Annotated in this window: 15 protein-coding genes; 10 read left to right on the plus strand and 5 right to left on the minus strand. The window is 64.1% G+C overall.

What is annotated here, in order from left to right; genetic code table 11:
• Positions 1-61: 61 nt before the first annotated feature.
• Positions 62-373, plus strand: coding sequence for a hypothetical protein (locus tag VVT58_RS15405; protein WP_327752945.1), 312 nt, complete (start codon positions 62-64; stop codon positions 371-373).
• Between the two features lie 4 nt (positions 374-377).
• Here the strand turns inward: VVT58_RS15405 and VVT58_RS15410 are convergent, their stop codons facing one another.
• Both VVT58_RS15410 and VVT58_RS15415 read right to left on the minus strand, forming a co-directional pair.
• On the minus strand, positions 378-1,697 hold the full coding sequence (locus tag VVT58_RS15410) for a homoserine dehydrogenase (protein ID WP_066560022.1): 1,320 nt from the start codon (positions 1,695-1,697) through the stop codon (positions 378-380).
• Between the two features lie 97 nt (positions 1,698-1,794).
• Positions 1,795-2,655, minus strand: a complete 861-nt coding sequence (locus tag VVT58_RS15415; protein WP_327752944.1) for a hypothetical protein — start codon at positions 2,653-2,655, stop codon at positions 1,795-1,797.
• Positions 2,656-2,922: 267 nt separating this feature from the next.
• Between VVT58_RS15415 and VVT58_RS15420 the strand changes: the two genes are divergently transcribed.
• The 5 genes from VVT58_RS15420 (at position 2,923) to VVT58_RS15440 (ending at position 6,171) form a co-directional block, all read left to right on the plus strand.
• Positions 2,923-3,579, plus strand: coding sequence for an energy transducer TonB (locus VVT58_RS15420; protein ID WP_327752943.1), 657 nt, complete (start codon positions 2,923-2,925; stop codon positions 3,577-3,579).
• Positions 3,580-3,663: 84 nt separating this feature from the next.
• On the plus strand, positions 3,664-4,422 hold the full coding sequence (locus VVT58_RS15425; RefSeq protein ID WP_066560014.1) for a MotA/TolQ/ExbB proton channel family protein: 759 nt from the start codon (positions 3,664-3,666) through the stop codon (positions 4,420-4,422).
• Between the two features lie 113 nt (positions 4,423-4,535).
• Entirely contained in the window at positions 4,536-5,024 is a 489-nt protein-coding gene (locus VVT58_RS15430; RefSeq protein ID WP_176597522.1) for a biopolymer transporter ExbD, read from the plus strand.
• 80 nt (positions 5,025-5,104) lie between these two features.
• Positions 5,105-5,527: a biopolymer transporter ExbD gene (locus VVT58_RS15435; protein ID WP_066560011.1), complete on the plus strand. Its 423-nt coding sequence runs from the start codon at positions 5,105-5,107 to the stop codon at positions 5,525-5,527.
• 326 nt (positions 5,528-5,853) lie between these two features.
• Positions 5,854-6,171 carry a PilZ domain-containing protein gene (locus VVT58_RS15440; RefSeq protein ID WP_066560006.1) on the plus strand — a complete coding sequence of 106 codons (318 nt, stop codon included), beginning with the start codon at positions 5,854-5,856 and terminating at the stop codon, positions 6,169-6,171.
• A 116-nt stretch (positions 6,172-6,287) separates the two neighbouring features.
• On the opposite strand, the gene hisN is transcribed toward VVT58_RS15440, so the two are convergent.
• A complete protein-coding gene (gene hisN, locus VVT58_RS15445) occupies positions 6,288-7,073 on the minus strand; it encodes a histidinol-phosphatase (protein WP_327752942.1) in 786 nt (261 codons plus the stop codon).
• A gap of 138 nt (positions 7,074-7,211) precedes the next feature.
• On the opposite strand from hisN, the gene VVT58_RS15450 reads away from it, so the two are divergent.
• On the plus strand, positions 7,212-7,640 hold the full coding sequence (locus VVT58_RS15450; RefSeq protein WP_327752941.1) for a VOC family protein: 429 nt from the start codon (positions 7,212-7,214) through the stop codon (positions 7,638-7,640).
• 51 nt (positions 7,641-7,691) lie between these two features.
• Complete coding sequence (locus VVT58_RS15455; protein ID WP_327752997.1) at positions 7,692-7,928, plus strand: hypothetical protein; 237 nt, start codon at positions 7,692-7,694, stop codon at positions 7,926-7,928.
• 89 nt (positions 7,929-8,017) lie between these two features.
• On the opposite strand, the gene VVT58_RS15460 is transcribed toward VVT58_RS15455, so the two are convergent.
• Positions 8,018-8,953, minus strand: a complete 936-nt coding sequence (locus VVT58_RS15460; RefSeq protein ID WP_066559994.1) for a ribose-phosphate pyrophosphokinase — start codon at positions 8,951-8,953, stop codon at positions 8,018-8,020.
• Positions 8,954-9,165: 212 nt separating this feature from the next.
• Between VVT58_RS15460 and VVT58_RS15465 the strand changes: the two genes are divergently transcribed.
• Together VVT58_RS15465 and gltX are read left to right on the plus strand one after the other, a co-directional pair.
• Positions 9,166-10,827, plus strand: coding sequence for an NAD+ synthase (locus VVT58_RS15465; protein WP_327752940.1), 1,662 nt, complete (start codon positions 9,166-9,168; stop codon positions 10,825-10,827).
• A 5-nt stretch (positions 10,828-10,832) separates the two neighbouring features.
• Positions 10,833-12,161, plus strand: a complete 1,329-nt coding sequence (gene gltX, locus VVT58_RS15470; protein ID WP_327752939.1) for a glutamate--tRNA ligase — start codon at positions 10,833-10,835, stop codon at positions 12,159-12,161.
• Positions 12,162-12,178: 17 nt separating this feature from the next.
• Here the strand turns inward: gltX and VVT58_RS15475 are convergent, their stop codons facing one another.
• Entirely contained in the window at positions 12,179-13,966 is a 1,788-nt protein-coding gene (locus VVT58_RS15475; protein ID WP_327752938.1) for an ABC transporter transmembrane domain-containing protein, read from the minus strand.
• Between the last annotated feature and the right edge of the window lie 29 nt (positions 13,967-13,995).

Consider the following 13,995-nt stretch of genomic DNA (forward strand, 5'->3'; position numbering starts at 1 on the left):
TACGCGATTTCTTGGCCGGCGATCGATTCCGGCCGGTCGGAATCGCTCAAGGGCCGCGCAAATGATCCTCCTGCTGATTGCCGCCAGCCTTGCCGCTCAACCCGAAGGCGTCACGCGCCGGATCGGCAACGTCCGTCCGGCGCCCTGTCAGGCCGTGCCGTCGCTCTGCCTGGGGGGCGGGGAGACGGAAGGACCGCGCCTCGGCAGCAGCGTTGCGCCAGGCGGTGATGGCAAGATGAATGCCTATCGCTTCGATGCGCGGCCATGCCGGATCATCGGCAATATGAATTGCCCCAAGCGCGCCAATCGTCGGATCTTTCGGCTTGGCGAGCCGATCGAACAAACGCTGGCGCGGAGTTTCGGGCTGGACTGACGGATCAGTCCAATATGTGCATCACCATCGGCGTCTGGAGCAGGCTCTCGGAACCCGCCAGACGGTTCAGCGTGTCGAGGACGCAGCGCTCCTCGCCCGCATGGGTGACGATGGCGACCAATACGCCGTCCGCCTGATTGGCGCCGCGCTGGATCATGCTTTCGATCGAGACGCCCGCATCGCGGGTCGCCGCCGCGATCTCCGCCAGCACGCCGGGCCGGTCCTGCACCTTGAAGCGCAGATAGGCGCGGCCCACGCGCTTGCCGGCATCGGCGGGCTTTTGCTGCGCCAGGGCGGCGACAGGCATGGCCAGCGCGTCGCCATATTCGTCGCGGGCCACGTCGATCAGGTCCGCAACCACGGCCGAAGCGGTCGGGCCATCGCCCGCGCCGCGCCCCTGGAAGAAGAGGCGGCCGACGAAATTGCCCTCCGCCACGACGGCGTTGAGCGAACCATCGACATGGGCGAGCGGATGGTCGAGCGGCACCAGCATCGGGTGGACGCGCTGGAACAGACCCTCAGGGCCATTCTCCGCCATGCCGACCAGACGGATGCGGTATCCCAACGCCGCCGCTTCCGCGATGTCGGCGGCGATGACATGGCGGATGCCGGTGGTCGCGACCGCATCGAAATCCAGCTCCGTGCCGAAGGCCAGGCTGGCAAGGATGGTCAGCTTGTGCGCGGCGTCGACGCCATCGATGTCGAAGCTGGGATCGGCTTCCGCATAGCCCAGCTCCTGCGCTTCCTTCAGCACCTCGTCGAAGCCCCGGGGGTTTCCCGATTCCTTGGCCTTCTCCATGGTGGTCAGGATGTAATTGCAGGTGCCGTTCAGGATGCCGTAGACCCGGCTGATCTCGTTCGCGGCGGCGCCTTCGCGCATGCCCTTGATGACCGGGATGCCGCCGGCCACCGCCGCTTCATATTTGAGCGCGACGCCGGCCTTCTCCGCCAGACCGGCGAGGTCCAGCCCATGATGGGCCAGCATCGCCTTGTTCGCGGTGACGAAAGGCTTGCCGACGGTCAGGCACTGGCGGGCGAGGGTGAGGGCAGGGCCGTCCGCCCCCCCGATCAACTCCACCACCACGTCGATGTCGTCGCGGGTCGCAAGCGTCGTCATGTCGTCCACCCATTCATAGGGTGACAGGTCGACGCCGCGATCCTTGTTCCGGTCGCGCGCGGAAATGGCGACGATCTGAATCGGGCATCCGGCGCGACGGGCGATCAGGTCCGCATTGGTCTGAAGCAGCCGAATGACGCCGCCGCCCACCGTGCCGAGGCCGACGAGCGCGACGCGCAGCGGGGCATGGCGGTGCAGATTGGTCATGGCTTCTCTTCATCCTTCCTGATCACGGGACGCCGCGCTGATAGCCGCCTCTGCGCTTCTGTCCAAGGAAAAGGAGCCGGAGGGCCGTTCCGAGCGATCAGCGAACCGCCCGCGTCCGGCCGCAGGAGCCCAGAGCGTTCAGAACCACCTGATAATCGGCGCGGGCCGCCTCTGCGTCCTGCGGGGAAAGGGCGCGCACCGACCGGGCCGGCAACGCGTCGGGCAGGCCGCAGGCGAGGCGGTACCAAAGCAGGCTGCCGCGTGCCGGGGGGCGGGCGGCCTCGTCCACGATCTCGCCCAGCGCCACGGCCCAGCGCGGTTCCTGCCCGGGTCGGCGCAAGATGGACAGCGATACGGGATCGCCATTTTCCGTGCGCAGGAAGATTTGGGTCTCGCCTTCGCCTGCGATCGTGCCCGCGACATGGAAGACATCGCCCAGCCCCTTGATGCGCGGGGGAGCGTCATTGGCGACCAATTCGGACAGAATCGCCCTCACCCGCGCAATTTCGGCGGGAGAGGCGATGACCTGCGCGTCGCGCGCGACGAGCTGGATTTCGCCGGGGCGCGTGCCCGGGCGGGCGAACAGAATGACCTGCGCCTTCTTGAGCTTGGGCAATTTGCCCCGCGCATCGAGCGGCGCGTCGTAAAGATAGCGGACCGTAGGGGTGATTCCTCCCTCGCCGCGAATCAGATTGGCGACATTCGCCTCGACATAGACCCTTTGATACCCTGCCGGGACGGTGCCGGCCTGCCCGGGCTTCAATTTGATGATGTTGCCAATCCGCGCCTGTGCCACCAGCGACGCGGCGTCCGCGAGGTCCGCAATATCGGCATAAGCGAGGCCGGCGACCCGTTCGGATGGTTGCGCCGCCATTTTGTCGGCAGCCGTCTGAGCCGCGGAAATCTGCGATTGTGCGGCGGAAATGAGGCAGAACAGGGCCAGCTTCCGCAGGGTCATGGTGGATTTCTTTTTCATCTTCGTCCTAATGATGGCAGGCCGTGACATCTTTGTCACATGCAAGTCTTTCTGCTGTGTAATGGTGGTCGCAAATGATCATATCGATAAAGCGTTTGCGTGCCACGATGCGCCGCGATAGGAGTTCGCACGGTAGCAAATGAACGGATAGGGGCCAAGATGACCGGGATGACCCGGCCAGCTCGGGCCGTTTTTGGCTTATTTGCCGATAATCAACTGGTAAGCTGAGTTAAGGAGTGTCGTTGCCGAATGGCCTATGCTGACCACTCGCAAGGATCGAGTCGCACGATCTCGATCATTATCGTCGCCCTGATTCACGCTGTTCTGGGTTATGCCTTCGTCACCGGTCTTGGCATGAAATATGTCAAAAAGGCGGCGGAACAGCTGAACGTGATCGACGTGAAGGAGGAACCGCCGCCACCGGACGAGGAGCCGCCGCCGCCCCCGCCGGATCAACCGATTGAACCGCCGCCGGTCGTCGCGCCGCCGCCGATCGTTCAGACTCCGGCACCCGCGCCGCCGATTCAGACGGTTCGGACTCCGCCGCCGGTCTTTAACCCGGTTCCGGTCGCTTCTCCGCCGCCGCCTGCTCCGCCGCCGCCGGAGGTTCCCGCCTCTCGCGCGGCTCCGCGCAGCAGCCCCGGCAGCTGGCTCAGCGACGCCGACTATCCGAGCCGCGCGCAGCGTGAAGAACGCTCGGGCACGGCCGGGTTCCGGCTGGAAATCGGTCCGGATGGACGCGTGACCAACTGCACGATCACCTCTTCGACCGGCCATGCCGACCTCGATGAGGCGACCTGCCGCCTGTTGCCGAAGCGCGCGAGGTTCAAGCCCGCGGTAGCAGCCGGGGGTGGTCCGATGTCGGACACGTACAATGGTCGCATTACCTGGCGTCTGCCGGAGTGATTTTGAAAGGGCAGGCGCGCGCCTCCGAATGACTGGAAGCCGCCTGCCCCTTGTTATTGATCCTTTGAGAGGGAAGTCTTGAACATGTTGATGTCTATCGCAGCGGCCGCCGCGCCGAAGTCGGAGAACCCGTACGGCCTGATGGAAGCGCTCCAGCAGGGCGGCACCATCGCCTGGACCGTTTTCATCATCCTTTGCGGTATGTCGGTCGGTACCTTCTACATCCTGTTCACCAAGCTGATCGAACAGCAGAAGGTGATCAACCAGGGCAAGAAGGTTCGTGCGACCTTCTGGCGCGCCGCTTCGCTGAAGGAAGGCACCGCCAAGCTCGAAAAGAATTCGGCCTATAAGCAGATCGTCGACGACGGCATCAAGGCGCAGGAAGAACACACCAAGCTGACCGATCCGGTCGAAGCGCATGACTGGCTGCACGGCTCGCTGGCGCGTTCGGAAGCCGCGATCAACTCGAAGCTGAACGGTGGCCTGGCGTTCCTCGCGACCGTCGGTTCGACCTCGCCGTTCATCGGTCTGTTCGGTACGGTTATCGGTATCTACCGCGCTCTGATCAAGATCGGCGCCGCCGGTCAGGCCTCGATCGACGCCGTCGCCGGCCCGGTCGGTGAAGCTCTGATCATGACCGCCCTGGGTCTGGCCGTGGCCGTTCCCGCGGTGCTCGCCTACAACTTCCTGCAGCGCCGCAACAAGTCGATCTCCGAGCAGCTCGCCGGCTTCACCGTCGACCTGCTGGCCTATCTGGTGTCGAACGGCGCCGTGAAGCCCGCGATCGCCGCTGCCCCGGCCGCTGCGGCTGCCAAGCCCGCCGCTGCCCCGACCAAGGCCTGATAGGCTGAGATGCCGGCAAGGGGGCCGGCGGCGGCTGCGACGCCTGGTCCCCTTATCGGACGTGGGTCCCGAAATGCCGGGGCGCCCTCGACAAGCATGTTAGGAAATAATCAATGGCAATGAGTGTTGGCTCTGACGGCGGTGAAGACAAGCCGATGTCCGACATCAACACGACGCCGCTCGTCGACGTCATGCTGGTGTTGCTCATCATCTTCCTTATCGCGGTCCCGGTCGTCGTCCAGACGGTTCAGCTACAGCTTCCCAAGGTCGCGTTCGAGCCGACGACGACGAAACCGGAAAACGTCTCCCTGTCGATCACGCAGGCTTCCGACGGTAGCTGTGCGGTCTACTGGAACCTGACTCGGGTGTCCTCCGACGAGCTGCTCGACCGTGCGGTCGCGAAGCTGGAAGCGGACATCAAGAAGGCGGGCGGCGTTGAAAATATGACGCCCGAGGATCTGCCCGAAGTGCATATCCGCGGTGACATCAACGTCCCCTATCGGTGCATCGGCGGCACCATCTACACGATGCAGCGCGCCGGTTTCCCGAAGGTCGGCTTCATCTCCGAGCCCGAACCGGGCACGACGACCCGCCGGCTTTAAGTTAATGTTCTTTGTTGACGCATTTTCGAACCGAATGGCCGTCAGACGACCATTGTTGAAAATGCTCTAGGAGTATCGCCATGGCAATGAGTGCCGGAAGAGACGATGGCGAACCGATGGTGGAAATGAACACGACGCCGCTTATCGACGTCATGCTCGTTCTCCTCATCATGTTCATCATCACCATCCCGATCCAGACCCACGCGGTCAAGATCGACCTGCCGCAGAACGCGCCGCCGACCGACAGCGTCATCGACCCTGTCAAGAACAAGGTGGCGATCGATCCCAGCGGCATCATCACCTGGAACGGTTCGGCCATCGATCTGCTGACCCTGCGTCAGTATCTGCAGCAGTCGCTGCGGTTGCCGGTCGAACCCGAACTGCAGTTCCAGCCCAATGCGGCGACCCGCTATGTCGTGGTTGACCAGGTGTTGGCGGAGATCAAGCGTGCTGGCGTGACGAAGCTCGGCTTCGTCGGCAACGAACAGTACGGCAAGTTCTAAAGCCATCGGAACCGGGTTCCGGCATTGCCGGAACCCGGTTCGGAAAAAGGGAAATGCGCATCGGACAGGAGCGCGCGATCGCCGTAGGATGGGATCATCCGATGGTTTCCGGGCTCTCAAGGCACGAATACGCCGCCGCCGTCTGGCCGGGAATGTTCGACTTCCCGTTTCCGGGCGCGGGCTGGGGTGACGCAATCGGCCTTGTAATGCGCCGACCTGGACGGGGGCTGCTTCGGCGGCCCCTTATTTTTGCTCTGCACGGTCCGGCTTAATGCTTTCTTCACCGTGATGGGCGATGATGCCGACGGTCAAATCGGCATTGGATCATGGGCGCTAAAGTTCAGACAAACCTGTATCGCGGCAACAACCGTCTAGCGGATCGCCGCACGGCTTTGATCGGCGTTCGGGTACGCCGGCCCGGTGAAACCTGGTTCAAGAGCCACATTACCGACGTTTCCGAAATCGGCTTTCGTCTGAAAAGCTTCATGAAGCTCACGGCGGACGATGATGTATGGATCATGCTGCCGGGCTTCGAAGGCCGCCGCGCCCGCGTGCTGTGGAGCCGGTCCCACGAGTCGGGCTGCGTTTTCGAACGTCCGTTACATCCGGCGATTCTCGACCATATCCTCAAGATCAGCCAGTAAGCTTTTCGGCTCCGCCATGGGGGGCTTTTCCCGCATTGGCGAGTTTTTAGCCATTTTCAGTCATCCGGCTGTTAACCGGCCGTCACCTTAAAAAGCCACTCTCCAGAATGGGCTTCTTAATGGCCCTCATGCCCCTCGGCCAGCGCCTCCAGCACATCGTCCAGCCGGGCCGGATCGCCCAGCGCGATCACCTGCCCGGCGCTGTCGTGCGTCAAGGGATCGCCCGCCCAATCGCACATGCGCCCGCCCGCGCCCTCGACCACCGGGACCAGCGCGGCAATGTCGTGCAATTTCAATCCCGCCTCGACGACGATATCGACATGACCGGAGGCGATCAGCCCGTAATTATAGCAATCGCCGCCCCAGACCGTGTCCCGGCACTGTCCCGCCAGCCGGGAGAAATGCTCGGCCGTGCAGCCGGGGAAAAGCTGCGGCGCGGTTGAAGCCAGGATCGCCTGATCCAGATCGCGGCACGGCCGGGTCGTCACTGGCTTGCCGTTGAAGGTGGTCGGCTGCCCCATCATCCCTGCCCAGCGCTCTCCGGAGATCGGCTGGTCGATGATGCCGATGGTCGGCCAACCCGCCTGGGTCAGCGCCACCAACGTCCCGAAAATCGGCCGACCGGCGATGAAGCTGCGCGTCCCGTCGATCGGATCGAGTATCCACACCCGTTCCGCATCCTCGCGCGTCGCGCCATATTCCTCTCCGATGATGCCGTCCTGCGGCCGTTCCTTTTCCAATATCGCCCGGATCGCCGCTTCCGCGGCGCGGTCGGCCTCGGTCACGGGCGACTTGTCGGATTTGAATTCCATGTCGTAGCGGGCACGGAAAAAAGGGCGGATCGCCGCACCGGCAGCGTCGGCAAGGCGGTTGGCAAGGGTCAGGTCATCGCGGGTCGTCATGCGCCTCGACCTAGAGCATTTTCAAGTCGGGCGGAACGCCTGACGGCCCAAGAAAATGCGGAAAACAAATATCGCGGCAAAGGGACGGAAAGGTTAGGCTAATCCCGCCCGATTCCTTTAAAATGAAGGAAGGAAAAGATGCCCGGTTCACCCGTCATCCCCGGCTTGCGCTATGCCGATGCGCCCGCCGCCATCCGCTTTCTCTGCGACGCTTTCGGCTTTGAATTGCGCGCCTGCTACGAGGATGAAGCCGATCCCCATATCGTCCATCATGCCGAACTGGCGCTGGGCGAGGGCATGGTGATGCTGGGCAGCGCCCGCGACGGGGAAGGGGAGTCGCTTTATATTTGGACGACGCCGAAGGATCTGGGCGGCGTCACCACCTGCATCTATGTGGTTGTGCCCGACGCCGACGCCCACTGCCTCCATGCCCGCAACGAAGGCGCGGTGGTGGTGCGCGAACCGCACGATAATGAGGGCTATCCCGGCCGCGGTTACGAGGCGCTGGATCCGGAGGGTAACGTCTGGAGCTTCGGCACCTACGATCCCTGGGCGAGCGGGCTTTAAATCTTCCGCAACATGAGCCGTCTATTCTTCTGGATCGGCAAGGAGTTGGGCGTGGCGTTGATCGGCTGGATATTGAGTTTCGTTGCGCTTTTCGGGGCTCTGGCGCTGCGACAGGACATGCCCGTTGGCGGGGCGATGACGCTGTCGAACATGCTGTTCCTGCTTGCCCTGCTGAGCTGCCCGATGATCTGGCGGGAAAAGCCGCTGGGCATCTCGCGCGGCCAGCGCATTCTTGTCGCCTTGATCCTCTTCCTTAGCGTGCCAGTGGTCTTGTTGCCGACCGCCTGAAGGCGCGCCGCGCGACCTTGCTTCATCGCGCATGAAAAGGCCGCCGATGTTTCCACCGGCGGCGTTTGAAATCGGAAAATCTGTCGGCCTCAGTCGAACAGGCTGGAAACCGAGCTTTCGTCCGCGATGCGTTTGATCGCTTCGCCCAGCAGGGGCGCGATGGGCAAGTGGCGGATGCTCTTCGCGCCGTTCACCGCGTCGGTGCCCTGGATCGTGTCGGTGATGACCAGTTCCTTGAGCTCCGACGCCTCGACGCGCGCCACCGCGCCGCCCGACAGCACGCCATGGCTGACATAGGCGGCCACTTCCTCGGCGCCTGCCGCCTTCAGCGCGGCGGCGGCGTTGCAGAGCGTGCCCGCCGAATCGACGATATCGTCGATCAGCACGCAGAAGCGGCCCTTCACGTCACCGATGATGTTCATGACTTCCGATTCGCCCGCCCGCTCGCGGCGCTTGTCGACGATGGCCAGCGGCGCGTTGTCGAGCCGCTTGGCGAGCGCCCGCGCACGCACCACGCCGCCGACGTCGGGCGATACGACCATCAGGTTGCGATCGCCAAAGCGCGCCTGGATATCCGCCGACATGACCGGCGCGCCGAACAGATTGTCGGTCGGGATGTCGAAGAAACCCTGAATCTGCCCGGCGTGCAAGTCGACCGACAGCACGCGGTTGGCGCCCGCCGTGGTGATCAGGTTCGCCACCAGCTTGGCCGAGATCGGGGTGCGGGGGCCGGGCTTCCGGTCCTGCCGGGCATAGCCGAAATAGGGGACGACCGCCGTGATTCGCTTGGCCGACGCGCGTTTCAGCGCATCGATCATGATCAGCAATTCCATCAGATTGTCGTTCGTCGGATAGCTGGTCGATTGCAGCACGAACACGTCTTCGCCGCGGACATTCTCATGAATTTCCACGAAAACTTCCTCGTCCGCGAAGCGGCGGACGCTCGCGTCGGTCAGGGGAATCTCGATATAGTCGGCGATGGCGGCCGCGAGCGGCTTATTGGAATTGCCGGTCATGAGCTTCATGGCCAAACCCCCGTGACGAATTGATGACGATGGCGAGAACGCGGCCCCTTTAGCGGCGGAGGTCTCTCCTGAAAAGGCGCTTTCGCGCCTCGCGGCAAAATGAACCCGAGCATTTTTAGAACGGTCCTGAAACGGGGCATCGGGTTTGAAAATGCGGCAACAAATGACAGAGCATTTTGGCTCACGGCCAAAATGCTCTAGGGGCGCTCCTCATGACCGACAAACTCGTGATAGCCCTTGCCCAGATGACGCAGTCGGTGGGCGACTTGTCCGCCAATGCCGATGCGATGCTGGAATGGCGCGCCCGCGCCATGGATGCTGACCTCATCGTCTATCCCGAACTGCAACTGATCGGCTATCCGCCTGAGGATCTGGTGCTGAAGCCCGCTCTGGTCGACCGCGCCAACCATGAACTCGACCGCCTGGCCCAGGCGACCGCGGATGGCGGCCCGGCCATGCTGGTGGGCACGGTCGTCGCCTCGCAGGGCGTCCTTTTCAACGTCGTCGCCTTGCTGGAAGACGGCGCCGTCACCGCCATCCGCCAGAAGCGCGAACTGCCCAATTACGGCACCTTCGATGAAAAGCGCCTCTTCGCCCCCGGTCCGCTGCCCGCGCCGATCGACTTTATGGGGGTGAAGATCGGAGTCCCCATTTGCGAGGATATCTGGTTCCCTTTCGTCACCGCGCATCTGCGGGCCGAGGGCGCTGAAATCCTGATCAGCCCCAATGGCAGCCCGTTCGAGGTCGACAAGGACGACCGCCGCATCAACGCCGTGGCCGGCACGCGCGTCCGCGAAACCGGCCTGCCGCTCATCTATCTGAACCGCGTCGGCGGCCAGGACGAGCTGGTGTTTGACGGCGCGTCCTTCGTGATGAACGGCGATCTGAGCCTTGCCCAGCAGCTCCCCGACTGGGAAGAGGCGCTGGTCCTCACGACTTGGGAAAAATGGGACGGCCAGTGGGTTTGCCTTCCCGGCGAGCGGCATATCCTCGATGAGCGCCCGGCCGACATCTATAACGCCATGGTTCTCGGTTTGCGCGACTATGTGAACAAGAACCGTTTCCCCGGCGTGGTTCTCGGCCTGTCGGGCGGCATCGATTCCGCCTTGTCTGCCGCTGTCGCCGTGGATGCGCTGGGCGCCGATCGCGTCTGGTGCGTGATGATGCCGTCGCGTTTCACCAGTCAGGAAAGTCTGGACGACGCGGTAGAATGCGCCCGGCTGCTCGGCGTTCGCTATGACACCATCCCGATCGAACCGGCGGTGGAAGCCTTCGATTCCATGCTGGCCGACGTCTTCACCGGCCGCCAGCGCGACCTTACCGAAGAGAATATCCAGTCCCGCATCCGTGGGCTTACGCTGATGGGCCTGTCCAACAAATTCGGCCATATGCTGCTCACCACCGGCAACAAGAGCGAGATGTCGGTCGGCTATGCCACCATTTATGGCGACATGGCGGGCGGTTATTCGGTGCTCAAGGACGCCTACAAGACCACGGTGTTCGACCTTTGCCGCTGGCGCAACGAGAATGTGCCGTCGCTGGGCTTGGGCCTAGACCCCAAGGGTCTGGTCATGCCCGAACGCGTCATCACCAAGCCGCCCAGCGCGGAACTGCGCGACAATCAGAAGGATGAGGACAGCCTGCCCCCCTATGAGGTGCTGGACCCGATCCTCTACGGCCTGGTGGAAGAGGAATTGTCGGTCGAACAACTCGTCGCCCGCGGCTTCGACCGTGATACCGTCGCCCGCATCGAGCGCCTGCTCTACGTGGCCGAATATAAGCGCCGCCAGTCGCCCCCCGGCGTGAAGCTGGGATCACGCAATTTCGGCCGCGATCGTCGTTATCCGATCACCAACGCCTTCCGGACGTTGTAACGGCCATGACCGTCATCACCCGCTTCGCCCCGTCGCCCACCGGCAATCTCCATGTCGGCAATATCCGCGCCGCGCTCCACAACTGGCTGTGGGCGAGGAAGAGCGGGGGGCAGTTCCTGCTTCGCCTTGACGACACCGATCTCGAACGCTCGCGTTCCGAATATGTGGAGTCGATCAAGGCGGACCTCAAATGGCTCGGTCTCCATTGGGACGGCGAGGAAAAGCAGTCGGACCGCTTCGCCCTCTACGAAGAGAAATTCGAAGCTCTCAAAGCCGCGGGCCGTGTCTATCCGGCCTATGAAACGAGCCAGGAACTGGACCTGCGTCGCAAGGTGTTGCTTGGTCGCGGCTTGCCGCCTGTCTACGACCGCGCGGCCTTGTCTCTGACCCTGGACCAGATCGCGTCCTACGAAGCCGAAGGCCGCAAGCCTCATTGGCGCTTCAAGCTCAATCATGGCCAGCCTATCGCCTGGACCGACCTTATCCGCGGCGAGCAGCGCTTCGATCCGAAGCTGCTGTCCGATCCGGTGATCCGCCGCGCCGACGGAAGTTGGCTCTACATGCTCCCATCGGTGATCGACGACATCGCCATGGGCGTCACCCACGTCCTGCGCGGCGAGGACCATGTGTCCAACACCGCCACCCAGATCCAGATGTTCACGGCTTTGGGCGCGCCGCTCCCCGCATTCGCTCATGAAGCGCTGCTCACCGGCAGCGAAGGCAAGCTCTCCAAGCGCCTTGGCTCGCTCGGCGTCGCCCATTTTCGCGAGATCGGTCTTGAACCCATGGCGATCGCCTCGCTGCTGGCCCGCCTGGGCAGTTCCATGCCGGTCGAGCCATTCACAAGTCCTGAGCCGCTGATCGACAGCTTCGACTTCGCTCATTTCGGCCGTGCCCCCGCGCGCTTCGATGAGGCGGAACTGGCGACCCTCAATCAGAAGATCGTCCACCTCCTGCCCTATGCCGCCGTCGCTGATCGTCTGCCCAAAGGGATGGACGAAGCGGCGTGGGAGGTTATCAGGCCCAACCTTGAAACGGTCGCCGGCGTGGCCGACTGGTGGCGGATCGTCACCGGCCCGATCGACGCCCCCGCACCGGCGGAAGAAGATCGCGACTTCCTTGCGCTGGCGCACGCCGCCTTGTCGGAAGCGACTTTCGACGCTGCCGTCTGGCGGACGCTCACCGAGGCATTGAAGGTGGAAACCGGCCGCAAGGGCAAGGCGCTGTTCCTTCCCCTGCGCCGCGCGCTGACGGGCATGGATCACGGCCCCGACATGGGACAGATGCTGCCGCTGATCGGCAAGAAAGAGGCACTGACCCGCCTGAAATTCTGACGGGCTGCCCGCCCCGCTCAGGCCGCAGGCGCATCCTGAAACTGGAGATTGGCCAGCCGGGCGTAGAGACCCTTTTTCCCCATCAGCGTGGCATGATCGCCCTGTTCGACCAACTGCCCTTCATCGAGCACCAGGATGCGATCCGCTGCCCTGACCGTCGCCAGGCGATGGGCGATGACGATGGTCGTGCGGCCCTGCATCAGCCGCCCCAGCGCGTCCTGCACCAGCCGCTCCGATTCGGCGTCCAGCGCGGAGGTCGCTTCGTCCAGCAGCAGGATGGGCGCGTCGCGCAGCAGCGCGCGGGCGATCGACAGGCGTTGCCGCTGGCCCCCTGAAAGCCGGGCGCCGCCTTCGCCCAGAAAACTGTCGAGGCCTTCTGGAAGGGTGCGCAGAAAAGCTTCCGCATTGGCGGCGCGGGCCGCTGCCCAGATCTGATCGTCGCTGGCGTCCCATCGTCCGTAGCGCAGATTGTCCCGCGCCGACGCGGCGAAGATGATGCTTTCCTGCGGCACCATCGCCATCATGTCCCGCACCGCCGCCGGATCGGCCTGAGGCAAAGGTACGCCGTTCAGGCGGATCACGCCCGAATCCGGATCGTAGAAGCGCAGCGCCAACTGGATCAGGGTCGATTTTCCCGCGCCGGACGGGCCGACGATCGCGACGGTCTCGCCCGGCGCGATATCGATCGAAATGCCGTGCAGGGCCGCCTGATCGGGCCGGGTGGGGTAACGGAAATGCACATCCTCGAACTGGAGATGCGCGCCATGCTCGGTTCGCGGCACTGGAACGGGGCGGGGCGGAGCCATGATCTGCGGCGTCGCGATCATCAGTTCATGCAGCCGCCCGGCTGCCCCCGCGCCACGCAGCAGGTCGCCCCAGGTTTCGGACAGCGCGCCGAACGCGCCCGCGACGAGGCCGCCGGTCAGGACGAAAGCGGCGATGCTGCCGCCCGACAGGCGTCCGGCGGCGACGTCCAGCGCACCCTGCCACATGACCGCGGTGATCGATCCGAAGACCAGAGCGATGACGATCGCCGTCATGGTTGCGCGCAGGCCTATCCGGCGCCGCGCGGTCATGAAGCCCGCCTCGACGGTCGTGTCGAATCGCGCCGCTTCCCGGCCTTCCTGGCCGAAAGCCTGGACGATCTTCATCGCGCCCAGGGTTTCCGAGGTGACGCTGCCGACATCGGCCAGCCGGTCCTGGCTTGCCCGCGACAGGGCGCGCACGCGGCGTCCCAGACCGACGATCGCGACCAATATGACGGGAATGCCGAGCAGCAGCAGGCCCGCGAGCTTGGGCGCCAGCGCGAAGAGATAGATGAGCCCGCCGGTGCCCGTCACCAGATTGCGCAGCGCGATCGACACGGTCGAGCCCACCACCTGATCGATGATCGCCGTGTCGGCGGTCATGCGGGATGCGATTTCGGAGGGGCGGTTTTCCTCGAAGAAGCGCGGTTCCTGCCGCAGCAGATTGGCCTGGGTGGCCGACCGTATGTCCGCGACCACGCGTTCGCCCAGCCAGGACACGAAATAGAAGCGCGCCGCCGTAGCCAATGCCAGGATCGCGACGATCAGGAACAGATATTCGAACCAGCGGCTGATGTCTCCGCCGCCCATGAAGCCCCGGTCGATGACCAGCCGGAAACCGCTGGGGATCGCCAGCGTCGCGGCGGACGAGACGATCAGGGCGGCCATCGCCCCTGCGATGCGGCCCGGATAGCGGCTGGCGAAACGCCAGATCATCGCCAGGCTGCCAAGTGCGGGGCGCGCGCTGTCGCGCGGCGATGGTTGTTCCACATCCTCCATGGCGCCGGGCTCTAAAGGGATTTCGCGAG

Source organism: Sphingobium sp. SJ10-10 (assembly GCF_036038995.2).
Lineage (GTDB): Bacteria > Pseudomonadota > Alphaproteobacteria > Sphingomonadales > Sphingomonadaceae > Sphingobium.

What these genes read in the sequence shown, in the direction of transcription:
- VVT58_RS15460 (WP_066559994.1), bottom strand. Translation starts at nt 8,953, where the DNA reads ATGAAGCTCATGACCGGCAATTCCAATAAGCCGCTCGCGGCCGCCATC.
- VVT58_RS15450 (WP_327752941.1), top strand. Translation starts at nt 7,212, where the DNA reads ATGCCCGGTTCACCCGTCATCCCCGGCTTGCGCTATGCCGATGCGCCC.
- hisN (WP_327752942.1), bottom strand. Translation starts at nt 7,073, where the DNA reads ATGACGACCCGCGATGACCTGACCCTTGCCAACCGCCTTGCCGACGCT.
- VVT58_RS15440 (WP_066560006.1), top strand. Translation starts at nt 5,854, where the DNA reads ATGGGCGCTAAAGTTCAGACAAACCTGTATCGCGGCAACAACCGTCTA.
- VVT58_RS15425 (WP_066560014.1), top strand. Translation starts at nt 3,664, where the DNA reads ATGTTGATGTCTATCGCAGCGGCCGCCGCGCCGAAGTCGGAGAACCCG.
- VVT58_RS15475 (WP_327752938.1), bottom strand. Translation starts at nt 13,966, where the DNA reads ATGGAGGATGTGGAACAACCATCGCCGCGCGACAGCGCGCGCCCCGCA.
- VVT58_RS15435 (WP_066560011.1), top strand. Translation starts at nt 5,105, where the DNA reads ATGGCAATGAGTGCCGGAAGAGACGATGGCGAACCGATGGTGGAAATG.
- VVT58_RS15420 (WP_327752943.1), top strand. Translation starts at nt 2,923, where the DNA reads ATGGCCTATGCTGACCACTCGCAAGGATCGAGTCGCACGATCTCGATC.
- VVT58_RS15465 (WP_327752940.1), top strand. Translation starts at nt 9,166, where the DNA reads ATGACCGACAAACTCGTGATAGCCCTTGCCCAGATGACGCAGTCGGTG.
- gltX (WP_327752939.1), top strand. Translation starts at nt 10,833, where the DNA reads ATGACCGTCATCACCCGCTTCGCCCCGTCGCCCACCGGCAATCTCCAT.
- VVT58_RS15415 (WP_327752944.1), bottom strand. Translation starts at nt 2,655, where the DNA reads ATGACCCTGCGGAAGCTGGCCCTGTTCTGCCTCATTTCCGCCGCACAA.
- VVT58_RS15405 (WP_327752945.1), top strand. Translation starts at nt 62, where the DNA reads ATGATCCTCCTGCTGATTGCCGCCAGCCTTGCCGCTCAACCCGAAGGC.
- VVT58_RS15410 (WP_066560022.1), bottom strand. Translation starts at nt 1,697, where the DNA reads ATGACCAATCTGCACCGCCATGCCCCGCTGCGCGTCGCGCTCGTCGGC.
- VVT58_RS15430 (WP_176597522.1), top strand. Translation starts at nt 4,536, where the DNA reads ATGGCAATGAGTGTTGGCTCTGACGGCGGTGAAGACAAGCCGATGTCC.